The organism is Nonomuraea sp. MTCD27, assembly GCF_041950495.1.
In the GTDB taxonomy this organism is placed as follows: Bacteria; Actinomycetota; Actinomycetes; order Streptosporangiales; family Streptosporangiaceae; genus Nonomuraea.
In genome coordinates this window covers 120,791-136,994 of the sequence record NZ_JBGNUW010000011.1, presented here as the reverse complement: position 1 = coordinate 136,994, position 16,204 = coordinate 120,791, and the positions used below count along the sequence as shown (strand labels likewise).

Sequence of the window (16,204 nt, the reverse complement as noted above, 5' to 3'; positions counted from 1 at the left end):
GGACGCCGAGAGGCGCCCGCACTCCCGTTCCCACGGTCGAGGGAAGTCGCCGCGTCAGTCCTTGGCGAGCCCGCCGCAGGTGAAGCCCTTCTCCCGCTCCGGCTCGAGCTGGATCTCGCCCAGGTTGGTCGTCTCTATGGGCCGGCGGAAGGTCTCGAGCTTGTCGCAGTCGTAGAAGACGTACGTGCCTTCGCTCTCGCCGAGCAGCATCATCCAGCGGCCGTCGTAGAGCGGCTTGTCGTTCTCGGCGTTCTTGATGACGGTCCACTGGTCCTGGAAGCCGACGTAGCCGAGCAGCTCGTTGGCCTGGCCGGTCTCCTGGACCTCGATCGCGCCCCGTACCATCGCGAAGATCAGCAGAAAGCCCAGGCCGACACCGGTGAGGGCGCCGACGAGGACCTTCGTGGCGGCGCGCCCGACCGGTTTGCGGCGCAGCAGCCGGAACGGCACCAGGAACGTCAGCACGCCGAGCCCCACGGCGATGACGACCATGACGGTGAGGTCGAGGTCGCCGACGATGTTGAACAGCCCCCAGTAGGTCCCACCGGACCACAACGCGGCGATCGAGGCCGACAGCCACGGCCGCCGCCGGACGGCTCCCAGCAGCCTCCCGAGCGCGCCACCGGTCAGCTTGTCGGCCACCCAGCAGAACCCCACGACGAGCCCGAGGGTGGGAACGAGGATCAGCAGCATCAGGATCAGGGTGCCCATGAGCCGGCCCAGAAGGACGGACTGATCGATGCCCACCTGCTGCGGATTGATGCCGAAGACCCCGTACATCTGCTCGACGCCGAGGTAGAGCACCGCGTAGAGCGTCACGCCGATGGGGACGATGACGGAGCCGATGCGCTCGATCAGCCCGAGAACGCCGCCGTCGCTGTCCTGCTCCGGCGAGGCGTGACTCTCGGCGAGCGGGGGTGTATCAGTGTGATCTATTGCAACCTGGTGACTGGACATGGCGCACGAAGCTAGAGCCTGCGCATTGACGGATCATGCACAAAAGGTAGACGCCCTGGTTCGGGGCAGGAACGGGCCAGGGTGCGGCAGCCGACGACCCCTCCCCGATCTCCGGCTGGATGTCGTACCCGGTCGCTAGGCTCGCTGCCGTGAGCACGGCCGAGGACACCGACATCGAGCAGGCGCGTCTGCTGGCCGCCGCGCAAGGTGGCGATCGCGCCGCCTTCGACGCCCTGGTCGGGCCGCATCGGCGAGCCCTGCACCTGCACTGCTACCGCATGCTCGGCTCGATCGACCAGGCCGACGACGCGCTGCAGGAAGCGCTGCTGCGGGCCTGGCGCGGCCTGGGCGGCTTCGAGGGCCGGGCGCCGCTGCACCACTGGCTCCACAGGGTCGCGACCATGGCGTGTCTGCGGGCCGTCGAGCGGCGGGAGCGCCTCCCGGCCGTCCACGCCGAGATCGCCCACCTGCAGCCCTACCCCGACACGCTGCTCGACGAGATTGACCCCGCCCTGGTCGCCGAGCGGCGCGAGGAGGTGGCGCTGGCGTTCGTCGCGGCGCTGCAGCTGCTGCCGCCCACCCAGCGGGCCGTGGTCATTCTCCGCGAGGTGCTGTGCTGGAGCGCCGCCGAGGTCGCCGCCCTGCTCGAGCTCAGCGTCCCGGCCGTCAACAGCTCGTTGCAACGCGGCCGGGCCGCCCTTCGCTCGCAGGCCGCCCGGCCGGAGCGTCCGCTGATCGACTACGAGAGACAGCTGCTCCGCCGGTTCGTGCGGTCCTGGCAGCGGCGCGACCTCGACGCGCTGGCCGCCCTGCTGCGTGAAGACGTGATCCTCCGGATGCCGCCGGAGCAGGTCGAGATCACCGGCCGGACGGCGGTGACGGAGTTCTTCGCCACGCGGCCGGCCGGCGGGCGGCTCGACCTCATCACCCTGGTCGAGATCGCGGCCAACGGCCAGCCGGCGCTGGCGGCCTACCTGCCCGACCGCACCGGCACCTGCCGCGGCTACGGGATCATGGTGCTGTCCCTGACCCCGCACGGTGTGGCGGAGATCGTCGGCTTCCCCGACCTCGGCCTGTACCGCCGGTTCGGCCTGCCGCTGGAGGGTGGTGCGCGATGAGGCTGCGCGATCTGCGCAATCTGGGGCCCAAGAGCGAGGAGTGGCTGGCGTTGGCAGGTGTCCGGGAGCCGGGGCAACTCGCCGAGCTGGGCGCCGTGGAGGTCTATCGCCGCCTGCAGGACGCGGCCGTTCCCGGGCTGTCGCTGAACGCCCTGTGGGCGATGGAAGGCGCCCTGACCGACACCGACTGGCGCAACCTCCCGCCCGGGCGCAAGCAGGAGCTGCTGGCCGAGCTCGCCGAAGCAGCGCCGGTCAGGCCTCCAGCCGGGCGCGCAGGCGGTCCAGGTCAGCGCTGATGCTCCGGTGGACCTGGCGTCTGAGCAGAGGCGTCGCCCAGCGGAAGAACCAGCCGGGCTCGCCGGAGGCGCGGATGGTGACCAGAGTGCCGTCCGGATGGCCGGCCAGCTCGTAGCGGATCGTCATCGGAAACGGCCGCTCCACCGCCAGCTCCACCATGCGGCCGGGCTCATGCGCGGTGACGACGTAGGCGTAGGTGAAACCGCGCCCGAGAAACCGGGCGGTCCGCTCCACCTGGTCGCCCGTCCGCAGCGGGCCAGGCCGAGCGGGGCGGCTGGCGGTGATGCCACCGGTCCACTCCAGGTCGTGAGCCGGATCGAACATGTACGCCGCCACCTCGGCCGGCTCCCGCCGCACCACGACCCGCGGGCTCACCTCGACTGACATGCCTCCGATTCTGTCCTGCCGAAGCGGGAAATCCCGCCGCATCCGTCATGTCGGCGCGGTGAGCCGGGAGCGCGCTCGCGGCGGTCGCCGTCCTTGCCCAACGCTGACCACGTGGTTAACATCCTGAGCATATGGTCAGAGGGCGATGCGCGGCAGGGTCGCCGCTGAGCCGGCGCCGCCGGCCCGGGGCAGGAACGAGCGGAGGTCGCGATGAAGGTGCTCATCCTCACGCACGGGACGCGGGGTGACGTGCAGCCGTACGCGGGGCTGGCGCTGGCGCTGCGACGGGCCGGGCACGAGGCGGTGCTGGGCGCTCCGGCGGCGATGGCCGGCCTGGCCGAGCCGCACGGGATCACCTACGCCCCGGTGGACGACGGGACGAACAAGCTCATGGACGACCCCGGGATCCGCGAGGCGATCGACACCAACTACCGGGGACTGCGCGGCAAGAAGGTCGCGCTGGAGGTGATGCGGCGCAGCAAGTCGCTCATGGCCCAGGTCTTCGACGACATGGCCGCCGTCGCCGAAGCCGGGGCGGACCTCGTGGTGCACACGCCGAGCATCCCCGGGCACCACTTCGCCGAACGGCTGGGTGTGCCGGCGGTGCCCGCGGTGCTGCAGCCGGTGTGGGTGCCGACCGGCGCCTTCCGCAACCCGATGGTGCCGGTGGCGCTGCCCAAGGCGGTCAACCGGGCCTCCTACCTGGCGGTCAAGCTGCTGCTGCGCTCCTTCCACGGCCTCGGCGACACCTTGCGCGATCGGCTGGAGCTGCCGCGGCGGCGCGGCAGGCACGACTTCCTGCGCCGCCCGGACGGCAGCCCGGCCACCGTGCTGCAAGGTTTCAGCGCGCACGTGCTGCCGGCGGCGCTGGATTACCCGGCCTGGGTGCACACCACGGGCTTCTGGTATCTGCCCGCCCCGCCCGGCTGGGCGCCCTCACCGGAGCTGGCCGCGTTCCTGGAAGCGGGGCAGGCCCCGGTGTACATCGGGTTCGGCAGCATGGCGGGCAACGACCCCGAGCGGATCGGCCGGATCGTGATCGAGGCCGTGCGGCTGGCCGCGGTGCGGGCGGTGGTGGCGTCCGGGTGGGGCGGTCTGCGGGTGCGCGACCTGCCGGACGAGGTCTTCCAGCTCGACCAGGCGCCGCACGATTGGCTGTTCCCGCGCATGGCAGCGATCGTGCACCACGGCGGCAGCGGCACCACCGGCGCGGCACTGGCCGCCGGGCGGCCGCAGGTGGTCTGCCCGTTCGTGGCCGACCAGCCGTTCTGGGCCGCCCGCGTGCACGCGGCCGGTGTCGCCCCGCCGCCGCAGCCCCAGCGGCGTCTCACCGCCGAAGGGCTGGCCGCCGCCATTCGCGCGGCCGTGAGTGACGCGGCCATGGCACGGGCCGCCGCGCGCCTGGGACACGCCGTTCGAGGCGAGGACGGAAACAGCCGCGCCGTCAAGATCTTGGAGTCGCTGTCATGAGCATCGCCTGTCGCGTGCTCGACATCCAGTGCCGCCCGCCAGGCCGCGCTGCCGCAGCCGCCGAGACCCGGCCGGCGACGGTGGAGAAGGACCTGCCTCTGGCGGGGCGGTGCCACGAGGGCGCCTGACCCTCTCGGTCACCCCGCTCCACTTCAAGCCTGAGCTGTGTCCGGGCAGGTGATGCGGGTGATGGCGGCGCGCACGCCCTGCCCTTGGACGGAGTCCTGGAGCGCGAGCATCTCGTCGTTCAGCGGCGCGAACTCCACCCCGTGGGCGGCGGCGAGCGGTGCGAAGCGCCGGGGCGCGGCCAGCACCGGCCGGTGCCCGGCCGCCAGCAGCCCGCGGGCCAGGGCAAGGTACGGCTGGACATCGCCGCGACTGCCCACAGTGATCAGTAACGGTCTCAACGCTTGTCCTTGAGTTCGTCCCACTCGTCCAGCAGGCGGGGGAACCGATCCATCATGAACGCGTACATGTCGCGCATGAGCTCCAGCCGCCGCCGGCGGGCCGGGTCGTCGCCCACTGCCCGCAGCCCCTGCTCGGCCAGTGCCCGGAAGCTCTCGAACTCGGCCATCTTCGCGCGGAAGGCGCGGGCGAAGACGTCCTCGGCCAGCCGGTAGCGGTCGCGCCGCTCACCCCGCACCCGGAACCGCTCCACCAGGCCCGCCTGCTCCAGCTGCCGCAGCGCGACGCTCATGCTGCTCTTGGCCACGGCCAGCGCCTCGGACAGCTCCGGCGCGTCCGCACCGGAGCTGTCGGCGGTCAGCAGCCATCCCATGACCCGGCCTGACGTGCGGCTCAGCCCGAGCCGCTCGTAGAAGCTCGGAGCGCGATCGGAGGTCAGGGGTGCCAGCCGCGTTCGACCGACCGGCGGCATTGTTCGGGGTGGTCGCCCGCACCGGTGAACAGGGCGGTCAGCAGCGGCACGCCATGGGCCAGCGACTGATGGGGCAGGGGGCCGGTGGCGACCAGTGATGCCAGGCCATGTCCGATGGTCCAGCTCTGCGTGGCCAGCTCCAGCGGGTCGACGTCGTCGCGAAAGCGGCCGGCGGCCGTGGCCCGCTCGACGGTGCGGACCAGGCAGTGCAGCGTGTCGTCCGCGGCCGCGGCGTTTTCGAGCTCGAACCCGGCGTCGAACATGACCCGGTAGAGATCGGGACCGGCCATGGCGTTGGACACGTAGGCGGCGCCGAGGGCGGCCAGGTCCCGTACCGGATCCGCGGACATCGACACGGCGGCGAGCCTGGCCGCCAGGCGAGTGAAGCCTTCCTGCCGCATCGCCGACCACAGGCCGTCCATGCCGCCGAAATAGGTGTAGACGGCCATGGTCGACACGCCGGTTCCGGCCACCAGCGAGCGGAGCGTGACCGGTTGCCGGGCGGCGAGCATCTGCGCGGCCCGGTCGATGAGCAGCGAGCGGACCGCGGGGTCCTTCAACCTCACCATGGCCTCACAATACATAGCTTTGCTATGTTATCGGCTGGGACCGAACATGCTGTGCCGATGCGCAAGGAGCGGACATGACCGTGACGCTGGTCAACCCCGACGGGTTGCCGAAACCCGACGTCTACCGCCAGCTGTCGATCGCCACCGGATCGAAGCTGGTGTTCCTGGCAGGCCAGGTGGCCCGCGACGCCGAGGGTGGACGAGTCGGCGAGGGTGATCTGGCCGCCCAGGTCGAGCAGGCGTACCTCAACATCGGCACCGCCCTGGCTGCAGTGGGCGGATCCTTCGACGACGTGGCCAAACTGACCGTCTACGTCGTCGACTGGACACCCGACAAGATGCCGCTGCTGGGCGAGGGAGTCGCCCGCGCGGCGGCGAAGCTGGGGGTCGACCCGGTCAAGCCGATCACGCTGCTGGGCGTCGCGGCGCTGGGAGAACCCGACCTGCTGGTCGAGGTCGAGGCCACCGCCGTCATCGACTGAGCCGAGGCGCCGCGGATCCGCCCACCGGCCTCCCGGGCATGATCCCTTGTCGGCCGGTCATGACAGCGCATCGCGGGTCACGGCGGTAGCGGTGCACACCAGGACATTGGGACAGAACTTGCAGGTGTCGGCCTTGGGGCTGAGCTGCAAGGAAATGTCGCAAAGTTATGCCCGAAACTGGACGCCCTGGCTGCCAAGGTGGGTGTGGCCGGCGATCGGTACGGCGAGGCGCACATGAACCTCGTCGGGCGCTGACCGGCGTCAGACGACCGTGGCGGTCCGGCCGAACCCCGGTTCGATCACCGGGTGGCCGGTGTGCCGCACGCCCGGATCAGTGACGCCGCCCCCGGAACCGCTCCAGAAAACTCCGAGCCTTCTGCTGGTTACGCGGGTCGCGGGCGATCCGTTTTGCCTTTTCCACGTTCGCTCTGCCTTTGGGGCTGCGCAGGTACGCGCGCACCCGATCCATGAGTGTCGTCATGCGCACCCCCTACCCGAAGCGCCACATCCGAAGCCGAAAGCCGTCATCAATCCGCCGGCGGAGGACCCCGCCGCCACGGTTCGGCACCGCAGGCCGAGCCAGACCTCATCACCGCAGGGCCACCGAACGCCCCGGCAGGTGAGTTCACGATCGATGACCGTCCGGGAGCTCCGGCCGGTCCGCGTCATCGGACGGCGGCTTGGCCCGGGTGAACGTGAAGATGATCCCGCCTTTGCCCCCGGCCTCACCCCCGGAACCCAGCAGGCTCAGCTTGCCCTTGGCGCTGATCTCTGCGATGACCTGAACGCTTTCCATCGTGTAGCCGGACAACGCCTGCGGAACGTCGGCCATGGCCTCGCTCAGGGCGTCCACGAATCCGGTGATGTTGCTCCGCAGCGTCGTGGCGGACACTTTCGCCCGCCGGAAGAGGAATGTGCCCAGAGATCGATCCGTGCTCTCCTCCGAGATGCCAATGATCCAGAGGTCGGTGTCGGGCATAAGCGTCTCCTTCACGGTGGCGGGGGGATGACGACATCGGGCTGGCCGTACAGGACGTACAGCAGGCCCAGGGGATTGGCGAACTTGGACAGGAGCTCGCGCCGGGCCAGGACGAGAGCCTTGCCGGCGCTCTGGTTCGCGAGCAGCGCCTCATAGAACAGGCGGGCGAACTGGGCGGCGGTCACGTCGGGCACGTTGGTCATGGGGCCGATCACGGTCCGATGACGCCTTTGGATGAACCACATCGGCCACGAGGACAGCCGCTGGGGATCTATCGTCCCCGCTCGGCAGGCGTTGAGGAACACCAGTGGTCGGACCGAATCGGCGGACAGACGTTCGCGGTACGGCTCCCACGCTGTCGTGTACGCGGACTGCAGGGTCTCCAGGGTGACCGGTCGAGGCTCATCGTCCTCGCAGCCTGACAGCAGAAGGAAGTTCCGATCCTGCTCGGCGACGCAGTGGCAGGCGAAATGTTGCACCTGAACTTCGGTGTCCGCCCTTGCCGCCGAATACCGCAGCCGGGGATCGACCAGGCCCTCCGCCAGCCTGTTCACCACATCCACGTTCGGCACGCCCGGGGCCGGCCAGGGACCGTTGAGTTGAAGCTCGCGCTCGCCCAGTCCGACGAAGAAGTCGTGTTCGTCCTGCACCGCGGCCAACGGCTGATACCAGGTGAAGGCGAGCTGCAGCGGCTTCCCTGTGAGTGGTTGCGCCGGTGCGGCGTCCGGCACATCCGGTGCGCGTCGCACTACGGCGACGAAGCTGAGGAACCGGCGGCTGAACGTCTCGATGTCCTCTATGCGCTCGGGAACCGGAGCCGGCCCGAACAGGGGAAGCAACTCGAAGGGAAATTCACCGGTAGGCCCCGTGACCTCCACGATCGGCACCTCGATGCCAGTGGCCGCGGCGAGCAGGGCACCCGCGCAGAACTTGCGGATCTCCAGGACGCGGTCGAGGCTCTGGAAGATGTTCTCCATCAGCCTTCTCGTGTCGTGGAACAACTGTCCCAGCGCTTTTCCAGACGTGTCAGGTGAGACCCCGACCTCGCGTCCGATGCACTCCTTGAGCGCGTTGAGGCAGGGTTCCAGCTCCTTGCGCGCATGGATGAGAGCGTTTCGCGGAATGTCATACTGCCGCGCTTCGCCCGTACTGGGGATGAGCCGGATGGTGTCGCGGCCTCTCCCCTCCTTGACATCGATGCGCAGGAACGCCCGGTTCACGGTGACACCGTCCAGGAGACCCTGACGTTCTGGATCAGCCGCTCCTGCTGCGCCAGCCGCACCCACAGCACCCGCTCCCCGGCTTCGGCGGGAGGCTCGAAAGGCAGGCCGGCTGTGGCGGTGGCATCGGCGCCGACCAGGTCGAGGCGCTGCGCCGGTCCGCTCACCCCCATGCCGACGAGCTCGACCGTGAAGGTCGCACGCTCAGCAGGGTCCCCCTGCTCGATGACGACCGACGCCTCCAGCGACCGAGGCGCGGCGGCGGGGCCCAGCCGGGCGCGGACCACGTACGATCCGCCCGGCCGCAACCGGAAGCGGCCCTCGTCGTCAGGCTGGAGGACGGCGCCCCCGAGGCTTTCGAGCCATACCGACAGAACGCCGCGGTAGTTGATCAGCCGAGGCGGCTGCAGCGCCCTGTGGAGTGCGGAGGACACGGCGCTGTCCAGGGCCTCCGAGCTGACCTCGATGGCGCCGCTCTCGTCCGGCTCGGTGAGCGCCTTCTGCGCGTTCCTGTCGATGGGAGACGTGATCATCTGCTGGGCGAAGCCGAAGAGCACCGCCCAGGCCAGGATCTGGGCGGGACCACTCGGGCTGCCCAGGCCAAGGGTGAGGCCACCGCGCAGGGCCAGCAGGCCGACCAGCGCGAGCAGCCCGCCCAGCGGCAGCTTCAGCAGCGTGAGCGAGGCGGGCAGCGCGGACAGGCGGCGCAGCGAGACCGCGGCGCCGATGGCCGCGCCGACCACGCCGAGCGCCATGACCAGCGGCACGTCCCACGGCGTCGCCCCGCCGCCCGGTGGGCGGACGCCGGTGGGGCAGGCGAGCGCGTCTCCGGCCGGAAAGCACGGCGGCAGCGCGCCGGGGAATGCCGCGCAGAAGATCGCCAGCCCGGCGAGCAGCGACGCCAGAACCACCGCCACCACCACGAACTGCCGGAACAGGTCGCCTGCCCGCAGCCGCCCCTGCCCCGCCCGCAAGGTGGCGGCGCGCACAGCCGCCATCAGGACGGTACGGTCTACGTCGGTCAGATCACGCCCGCCGAGCCCGGCGTCGATCCGCTCGGCGGCCAGCCTGCGGGGATCGCCCAGCGGAAGGCGGCGCACGTACGTGAGAACCTGCGGCATCTGTCCGCGCACGTAGTCCGTGGGGGCGATGAGCAGGAGGGTCGTCTCCGCCTCGTCGAGATGCTCCACGACGCGCTGGGCCTGGCCCGGATGCGCACGCAGGTCCCGGCCGGAACGATGGTCGAGCGCTCTGCGGGCGGCTTCGAGGTGGGCGCGCACCACGACATAGACCTGCGCCGAACCATGGCCTGACCGCTGCTCGAGCCAGCCGGTCCGGGTTTCCAGATCGGTCAGGCGCACCAGCGCGTCCCCTCGCGAGACCGGCGTCGTCCCGCGGACGGGGGAAAGGGCCTCGGCCGGGCGGGACGGTGACTGAAGTGAGGGCTGGAGTGATGAGGGAGGTGGACGCGGGCCAGTACTGGGCCGCTCAGCAGGAGGAGACAGCAGACTGTCGATCTCCTGCCACATGGCGGGGTCTCGCCAGTAGCCGCTGTGGCCGCCGATCTGCGGCGGGGTGTCGCCGTACAGGAAGCGGCAGGTCGGAGGATCCGGCAGCGGACGGTCCACGGCCGGGTTGGTCCCGGCCGCGCAGGGGCCGCCGGCCCAGTCGGTGGGGTAGTGGTAATTCCGCCACAAGGCGACGTGTTCGGCGCTGTTCAGGGCCGCCGCCAGTTCTTCGGTGAAGTAGGCCGGGAAGCCCCAGCCGTACAGCTTGCGCAGGGGCGAGCCGCACGTGACCAGGGTGACCCGCAGGTCCGGCGGGCGGACGGAGCCACGCTGCGCGAGGGCCGCGGCGGCGAGGACCGCCCCCTGGCTGTGGCCCACCAGGAGGATGCGCGCTCCGCGGTCGTGCAGGAACCACATGCGGCGCTGCAGTTCGGGCACGGCGCGCTCGGCGTACGACGGCGGCGCCAGCGGATGGTAACCGCGCGGCCAGAACGTGCCGATGTCCCACAGGACGCCCACGTTGTGCCGGGTGCTGGAGTCCTTCCAGGAGGCGCGGACGAGCATGAGGATCACCAGGGGCAGCAGCGGAGCGAGCACGGTGGCCGTGCCGACCACCCAGCCGGCGGTGCCGTTGGCATCGACCGCCCGCAGGCCCCAGCCCGGCAGCAGCAGCACCAGCAGGCCGACCAGGACGATGGCGCTGAGTAACAGATCGACCTGGAGCGGGAGCCCCGCGAAACGCCTGGCTCTGGCGACCCGGCGGGACCATGTGGCCACGTCGGGGAGCGGTGACGGCGACGGGCCGTCGGCAGCGGAGACCGACCAGATGTCCGCAGTGACGGGCACAGGCATGTCCATTTCGCGATACTCCGCGGCAACCATCGCGGCGCTCTCACGCCGCCCCGCCCGCCACCGGGCCGCCTGCCAGCCGGCGAAGAGCACTGCCAGCGCGACAGGAACCAGGTTCAGCTGCACTGCCAAATCTCTGAACCCTGGGAAGATCACGATGACGGGCTCGGAGCCGTCGGCGGCGGTACGGGAGGCGTACCGGATCTCGCCGAAGGCGTCCGCCACGTTGATGATCAGGCCGATCATCACGGCGTTGGTCAGGCCGATCGCGAGGACGAGCAGTACGAACGGCGCGCCCCAGCGGAAGGCCCGACGTGGCCCTTGTGAGGACACGGAGCGGGATACGGCGCCGGCGACCAGGCAGGCGAGCACGAGCAGCAGGGTGAGGGCCGTCCCGCCGTAGACCCAGGACATGATCTCGCCCAGGCCGGGCAGTTCCTGCGGGGGAGCGGCGGCAGCACCGGGCGTCAGCCATGCGAACACCCCGGCCAGTGTCACAGCCAGCAACGATCCGTATTCGAGCACCGAGCCGAGCTTGAGCAGAACGGGCCCAGCCCTTTCGGGTACGAGCGCCACGACCGCGCCGGTGAGGATCGCCCCTGCCAGGGCCAGGATCAGCAGCCCCGCCATGGAGGGCGAGGCCGGAACCGCGGAACGGACGGTGTGGGTGAGCAGGATCGCCAGCAGGGCCACGGCGGCCGCGACGTGGATGCGGCCGAGCACGCGCACATACGGGGCGGTGTTCCAGAAGTCGGGGTCCAGCAATCCGGCCGGCAGGCCCGCGGCGCTGTGGTCACACGGCGGGGGCGGATCCGGCGTACCCGGTGGCGGGACCGCCTCGTAGCGGCTCTGGGACCTCTGCGACAGCCACGCGAGCAGAGCGATGGCCAGCAGCGGCACGAGAGCCCCCACCAGGAGGCGGCGTCCGGGATGGGACGTGACCGCGGCCGTCGGCAGGAGGTCCGGCCACCACGGATCCAGACATCTCACGTCCCCCGCGCACTGATAGGCCGCGTAGTCCATGGCGAGCGCGCCGACCAGGAGGACCACGTTGAGGGTGAGCGCCAGCGCCGCCATCCGGACCAAGAGCCGGAACGCCCGGAATCCTCGCGGCGTCCTCTGTACGGCGAACGGCCACATCCACCCCGCCAGGTTCGCCAGCGTGAACGGCAGGAGAAGCAGCCACAGCACGCGTGCCCCGCTCCGGGACGTCAGCCCGCCCCATGAGTAGCCTTCGACGTGGCGGCCCGCGGTGTCCGCCGTCCGGTAGAAACCGGCGAGACGATCCCCCCAGACCTGTTGCGGCGCCAGGTCGCCCAGGAGGTTCTGTGGCGTGGAGCCGCCGACGCCGTGAACCCGCAGTTCGGTCCAGCCGGACAGATCGACGTACGGCGGTACCAGCCCGGACGGCCGGTTCCCCGTCGACACCCCGAAGAGGGGAAGTGCCATGATCGCTCCCGGAGTGGTCAGGCGGGTGACGCGCTGATCGCGTTCTGGCGGACCTGCCTCGCCCCGCGGACCCGGCCGACCACGATCTTGGCCTGCTGGTCCACCAGCCGGGTGAACACCTGCTGCGAGCCGCCGAGCAGCACCGCCCAGGCGATGATCTGCGCCGAGGTGTCCAGCGCGCTCAGGCCCGGCACGAACTGCCCGCGCATGAGCAGCAGCCCGATGAACGCGGTCAGCGCCCCGAACGGCAGCTTGAACAGCGCCAGAGCGACGGGAAGGCCGATCGCGCCGGTCCGCGCCCGCATGCCCTGGATGCCCGCCCCGGCGGTGACCGCCGCGGCGACCAAGCCCAGGAGCTCCACGACCAGCAGGTCGAACGGCTGTGTCGTGGCCGCGACGGCCTGCCGCAGCGGCGTCGAGGCGAGCGACATCTCGCCCGTGGGGCACACCAGCCACACGCCCGCACCCCGTTGCGGCGTGAAGCACAACGGCAGCACGTCCTTGAAGAGCATGCCCGCGACCGCGACGGCCACGGCGATCAGGGACAGGACGAAGGTGGCCACGAGAAGCACGTTGCGGAAGCGGCGTACGCTCATCAACTCCCGGCCCGCTTCCGAGCTCGCCGCCCGCACCAGCGCGACGAGCTGCGTCCTGGCCTGCTCGGTACAGGCGCCCTCGCCCTTGATCGCGAGGTCGGTACGCAGCTCGTCCAAGCCCTGCAGCCGGGGGTCGCCCTCCGGCAGGTGCCGGGTCACGTGGGCGGTCAGGCTCGGGAGCTGCCCGAGCAGGAAGTAGTTCGGGGCCATGCGCAACAGGTTGGCCTCGGCCGCGTCGCAGTTGCTGTTGGCCGCCTCGAACAGCGCGCCGGTGAAGGACCGAAAGGAGTTGCGGTCGTAGGCGACGGCCTCCCTGGCCCGCCGGATGTGCTCCTCGGTCGCCCGGATGATGCCCTCGTGCCGCTTCGGGTCCTCGCCCTGGCCGTGCGCCCAGGCCGACAGCACCTCCAGCTCCCGGATCCGGGTCAGGGCGCCCTCCCGCCATGACGTGCGCAGCAGGCCCGGGACGAGCTTCTCCTCGTACGCCGCTGTCATCTGGCGCCTCCCTCCACGTGATGGTGCCGTCACCGTACGGGCGGAGGCGGAAGGGCGGACACCGGGAGCCGCTCAGGGATATCCCTAGAGGAACCGGCCGGACGGATGCCCCAGGGCCGGGCTCGGCCACCCTCGACGGAGGTCAGAGAATGAACGTGAACAGGGGCGAGCCCGGGGGGATGCGCTCGACCGTGAGCGGGCCGGCCTTCATCCGGAGCAGGAGGCTGTCGAGGTCGCCTGGCCGTTCGAGCTCGATGCCGACGAGTGCCGGGCCGGTTTCGCGGTTGTTCTTCTTGACGTACTCGAAGGCGATGATGTCCTGGCCCTCGCCCAGGACATCGTCCAGGAAGTGGCGCAGGGCGCCGGGGCGCTGCGGGAAGGTCACCAGGAAGTAGTGCCGCAGGCCGATGTGCACGAGAGAGCGTTCAAGCACTTCGTTGTATCGGCTGACGTCGTTGTTGCCGCCCGACACCACGCACACGACCGGCCCTCCGGGGGCGTGCGGCAGGAGCTCGCGGGCGGCGGCGCCCGCGAGGGCGCCGGCGGGTTCGGCGATGATGCCGTCGGTCTGGTAGAGGTCCAGCATCTCGGTGCAGACCGCGCCCTCGTCGACCGCGACAACCTCGTCGACCAGGTCCTTGACCAGGGGGAAGGTGGCGTCTCCCACCCTTCCGACGGCGGCGCCGTCCACGAAGGTGTCCAGCTCGGGCAGGGCGAGGGGCCCGCCGTGGTCGAGGGCGGCGCTCATGCTGGCCGCTCCGGCGGGTTCGGCGCCCACGATGCGGGTGCCGGGGGAGTGCTCGCGCAGCCAGACGGCGATGCCGCTGATCAGGCCGCCTCCGCCGACCGGGACGACCACGGTGCCCGGCGCCTCCCCGCCCTGGGCGAGGATCTCGAGGCCGACCGTGCCCTGCCCGGCCATCGTCCGGACGTCGTCGAACGGATGCACGTAGATCGCGCCGGCGTGCTCGCTGTCGATGTGCGCGGCGTTGCTCGCCTCGTCGTAGGTGCCGCCGCCGACCACGACCTCCACCCGGTCGCCGCCGAGCGCCGCGATGCGCTCGCGCTTCTGCCGTGGCGTGGTGGACGGGACGTACACGCGACCGCTGATCCCCAGACGCGCGCAGGCGAACGCGACGCCCTGCCCGTGGTTGCCCGCGCTCGCGCAGACCACGCCGCGCCGCCGTTCCTCCTCCGTGAGCGAGGCGATCAGGTTGAACGCTCCGCGCACCTTGTAGGAGCGGCAGACCTGCGCGTCCTCGCGCTTGAGCAGCACCTGGCCGCCGAGCAGGCCGGACAGCCGCTCGTTCGGCTCCAGCGAGGTACGGCGGATCACCGGCCGCAACCGTTCGGCCGCCTGGCTGATCATGACGGCGGTGAGGCGGTCGGTCATGCACACTCCCGGCACTGCAGTGGATCAAGGATGGTCAGCGGGGTTTCCCGTGGTGGTGGCGGCGACCGAACGCGCGATCACTGGCCACGGTGCCCGCCAGGCGCGCACACCGGCCACAACGGCCCCACCAGGCATGCTATTCCTGCGGCGCCTCTCCCTCAGCCAGAAGACCGCAGAGCCCAGGGATGCTTCCTCGGCAAGTGAGCCGACGCGCCTGGTGACCACGGCGCGTAGCCCGTGCGTGGGAGCGCGGCTCCCATCTCGGCGGCTCCCGTCTGCGGCCCCGGCCTCGGCGCCCTGGCACACGCCTCCGCCGCCTCCTGTCAGGGCGCGATCTCCAGCCGGCGGATGCGGTCGTCGGTGAGGGAGAAGCGCCACTTCAGAACCGCCGTGCCGCCCGGGAAGTTGCCCTCGAGGCGGCCGGTGACCAGCACGGTGTCCTCGTCGGCGACCTCGGCGCCGAGCAGCTCGGTCGTGTACTGGTACTGCGACGCGGCGCCTTCTCGCCAGGCCCGGATCTCCTCGGCCCCGCGTCGCGTCCGGCCTTCGTCGGTGACCACGGCGTCCTCGGTGAACAGGGCGACGACGGCGTCCGGATCGCGGCGCGCGTCGGCCTCGAAGTAGCGGGCCACAGCACCGGGAACGGTGACGTTCATGAGCTCTCCTTCAGGGGTCGATAATTTCGCTATACGACATAATGTAGCGCTACAGAAGCTACTATAGCGATATGACCACTCGAGGACGGAGCGGCAACGCTCGCGACCGGCTGCTGCTCGCCGCCGCCGAGTTGCTGGACGGCTCCGGCGGCCGCACGTTGTCGACCCGCGCCGTGTGCGAGCGCGCCGGCGTTCAGGCGCCCACGCTCTACCACCACTTCGGCAGCAAGCAGGGCCTGATCGACGCGGTGCTCAACCACGGGTTCACCCAGTACGTCCAGCCGCATGCCTCCAGCGGCTCCGCTGACCCCGTGGACGACATCCGTCAGGGCTGGGAGCGTCACGTCCGCTTCGGGCTGGATCATCCGACCTTCTACGCGCTGCTGTACGGGCAGGTCGAGCCGGGCAGGCCCTGCGCCATCACCGCGCCCGCGCACGCCATGTTGCGGGAGCTGCTGACCGAGGCCGCCCGCCGTGGCCTGCTGGGCGTCCCCGTGGACGACGCGGCCGAGCAGATCCTGGCCGCGAACGTCGGGACCACCCTGTCGCTGATCACCCAGCCCGAGGGCGAACGCGACATGGGGCTGTCCGATCGCGTCCGCGAAGCGGCGCTGGCCGCCGTCCTCCACCCGGCCGCGAGACAACCGGCTCCCGACCGGGCGGCCGCCACGGCGACGCGGGCCGGCGCGGCGCTGACGCTGCGCACGCTCGTCGACGAAGACCCGGCAGGGCTGACGGCCGGCGAGCACGGCCTGCTCCGCGAGCTGCTGGACCGGCTGGCCGGGTCCGGATCGCGGCCCGATCCGGCCTGACCCGAGAACCGGGCACGGGGCTCCGGCGCGGGCCTCCAGATCGCACCAAGGAGGCCATCGCCCTATGCTTCCGCCCATGACTTTTCCGCC

18 protein-coding genes are annotated in these 16,204 nt (G+C 71.1%); 6 read left to right on the top strand and 12 right to left on the bottom strand.

Features of this window, described 5'->3' with window-relative positions; genetic code table 11:
- Nucleotides 1-54 precede the first annotated feature (54 nt).
- A complete protein-coding gene (locus ACBJ59_RS30375) occupies nucleotides 55-957 on the bottom strand; it encodes a hypothetical protein (RefSeq protein WP_375113628.1) in 903 nt (300 codons plus the stop codon).
- Nucleotides 958-1,106: 149 nt separating this feature from the next.
- On the opposite strand from ACBJ59_RS30375, the gene ACBJ59_RS30370 reads away from it, so the two are divergent.
- Entirely contained in the window at nucleotides 1,107-2,075 is a 969-nt protein-coding gene (locus ACBJ59_RS30370; protein ID WP_375113627.1) for an RNA polymerase subunit sigma-70, read from the top strand.
- Complete coding sequence (locus ACBJ59_RS30365; protein ID WP_375113626.1) at nucleotides 2,072-2,371, top strand: TfoX/Sxy family protein; 300 nt, start codon at nucleotides 2,072-2,074, stop codon at nucleotides 2,369-2,371. The genes ACBJ59_RS30370 and ACBJ59_RS30365 overlap by 4 nt, the downstream gene beginning before the upstream one ends.
- Here ACBJ59_RS30365 and ACBJ59_RS30360 read toward each other — a convergent pair.
- The gene (locus tag ACBJ59_RS30360) at nucleotides 2,328-2,759 is read right to left on the bottom strand and encodes an SRPBCC family protein (RefSeq protein WP_375113625.1); all 432 of its coding nucleotides are present in this window, start codon (nucleotides 2,757-2,759) and stop codon (nucleotides 2,328-2,330) included. The genes ACBJ59_RS30365 and ACBJ59_RS30360 overlap by 44 nt on opposite strands.
- Before the next feature lie 210 nt (nucleotides 2,760-2,969).
- On the opposite strand from ACBJ59_RS30360, the gene ACBJ59_RS30355 reads away from it, so the two are divergent.
- A complete protein-coding gene (locus tag ACBJ59_RS30355; RefSeq protein ID WP_375113624.1) occupies nucleotides 2,970-4,229 on the top strand; it encodes a glycosyltransferase in 1,260 nt (419 codons plus the stop codon).
- The gene (locus ACBJ59_RS30350; protein WP_375113623.1) at nucleotides 4,226-4,357 is read left to right on the top strand and encodes a hypothetical protein; all 132 of its coding nucleotides are present in this window, start codon (nucleotides 4,226-4,228) and stop codon (nucleotides 4,355-4,357) included. Before ACBJ59_RS30355 ends, ACBJ59_RS30350 begins: the two co-directional genes overlap by 4 nt.
- Nucleotides 4,358-4,381: 24 nt before the next feature.
- Here the strand turns inward: ACBJ59_RS30350 and ACBJ59_RS30345 are convergent, their stop codons facing one another.
- Genes ACBJ59_RS30345 through ACBJ59_RS30335 form a run of 3 tightly spaced genes read right to left on the bottom strand, consistent with a single transcriptional unit; the run spans nucleotide 4,382 to nucleotide 5,675 of the window.
- Nucleotides 4,382-4,636 (bottom strand): glycosyltransferase, encoded by a 255-nt coding sequence (locus ACBJ59_RS30345; RefSeq protein ID WP_375113622.1) that lies wholly within the window; start codon nucleotides 4,634-4,636, stop codon nucleotides 4,382-4,384.
- Complete coding sequence (locus tag ACBJ59_RS30340; RefSeq protein WP_375113621.1) at nucleotides 4,633-5,106, bottom strand: GbsR/MarR family transcriptional regulator; 474 nt, start codon at nucleotides 5,104-5,106, stop codon at nucleotides 4,633-4,635. The genes ACBJ59_RS30345 and ACBJ59_RS30340 overlap by 4 nt, the downstream gene beginning before the upstream one ends.
- Nucleotides 5,070-5,675 (bottom strand): TetR/AcrR family transcriptional regulator, encoded by a 606-nt coding sequence (locus tag ACBJ59_RS30335; RefSeq protein WP_375113620.1) that lies wholly within the window; start codon nucleotides 5,673-5,675, stop codon nucleotides 5,070-5,072. The genes ACBJ59_RS30340 and ACBJ59_RS30335 overlap by 37 nt, the downstream gene beginning before the upstream one ends.
- A gap of 74 nt (nucleotides 5,676-5,749) precedes the next feature.
- On the opposite strand from ACBJ59_RS30335, the gene ACBJ59_RS30330 reads away from it, so the two are divergent.
- Nucleotides 5,750-6,157, top strand: coding sequence for a RidA family protein (locus ACBJ59_RS30330; RefSeq protein ID WP_375113619.1), 408 nt, complete (start codon nucleotides 5,750-5,752; stop codon nucleotides 6,155-6,157).
- 331 nt (nucleotides 6,158-6,488) lie between these two features.
- Here the strand turns inward: ACBJ59_RS30330 and ACBJ59_RS30325 are convergent, their stop codons facing one another.
- The 7 genes from ACBJ59_RS30325 to ACBJ59_RS30295 form a co-directional block, all read right to left on the bottom strand.
- Entirely contained in the window at nucleotides 6,489-6,638 is a 150-nt protein-coding gene (locus tag ACBJ59_RS30325; protein ID WP_375113618.1) for a hypothetical protein, read from the bottom strand.
- A gap of 144 nt (nucleotides 6,639-6,782) precedes the next feature.
- Complete coding sequence (locus tag ACBJ59_RS30320) at nucleotides 6,783-7,136, bottom strand: hypothetical protein (RefSeq protein ID WP_375113617.1); 354 nt, start codon at nucleotides 7,134-7,136, stop codon at nucleotides 6,783-6,785.
- 11 nt (nucleotides 7,137-7,147) lie between these two features.
- The gene (locus tag ACBJ59_RS30315) at nucleotides 7,148-8,356 is read right to left on the bottom strand and encodes a CHAT domain-containing protein (RefSeq protein WP_375113616.1); all 1,209 of its coding nucleotides are present in this window, start codon (nucleotides 8,354-8,356) and stop codon (nucleotides 7,148-7,150) included.
- On the bottom strand, nucleotides 8,353-12,162 hold the full coding sequence (locus tag ACBJ59_RS30310; protein ID WP_375113615.1) for a hypothetical protein: 3,810 nt from the start codon (nucleotides 12,160-12,162) through the stop codon (nucleotides 8,353-8,355). Before ACBJ59_RS30310 ends, ACBJ59_RS30315 begins: the two co-directional genes overlap by 4 nt.
- A gap of 17 nt (nucleotides 12,163-12,179) precedes the next feature.
- Nucleotides 12,180-13,253, bottom strand: coding sequence for a hypothetical protein (locus ACBJ59_RS30305; RefSeq protein ID WP_375113614.1), 1,074 nt, complete (start codon nucleotides 13,251-13,253; stop codon nucleotides 12,180-12,182).
- 142 nt (nucleotides 13,254-13,395) lie between these two features.
- Complete coding sequence (ilvA, locus tag ACBJ59_RS30300) at nucleotides 13,396-14,646, bottom strand: threonine ammonia-lyase IlvA (protein WP_375113613.1); 1,251 nt, start codon at nucleotides 14,644-14,646, stop codon at nucleotides 13,396-13,398.
- A 323-nt stretch (nucleotides 14,647-14,969) separates the two neighbouring features.
- Nucleotides 14,970-15,302, bottom strand: a complete 333-nt coding sequence (locus tag ACBJ59_RS30295) for a nuclear transport factor 2 family protein (RefSeq protein WP_375113612.1) — start codon at nucleotides 15,300-15,302, stop codon at nucleotides 14,970-14,972.
- Between the two features lie 71 nt (nucleotides 15,303-15,373).
- Here ACBJ59_RS30295 and ACBJ59_RS30290 point away from each other — a divergent pair, with 71 nt between their 5' ends.
- On the top strand, nucleotides 15,374-16,114 hold the full coding sequence (locus ACBJ59_RS30290) for a TetR/AcrR family transcriptional regulator (RefSeq protein WP_375113611.1): 741 nt from the start codon (nucleotides 15,374-15,376) through the stop codon (nucleotides 16,112-16,114).
- Nucleotides 16,115-16,204: the final 90 nt, after the last annotated feature.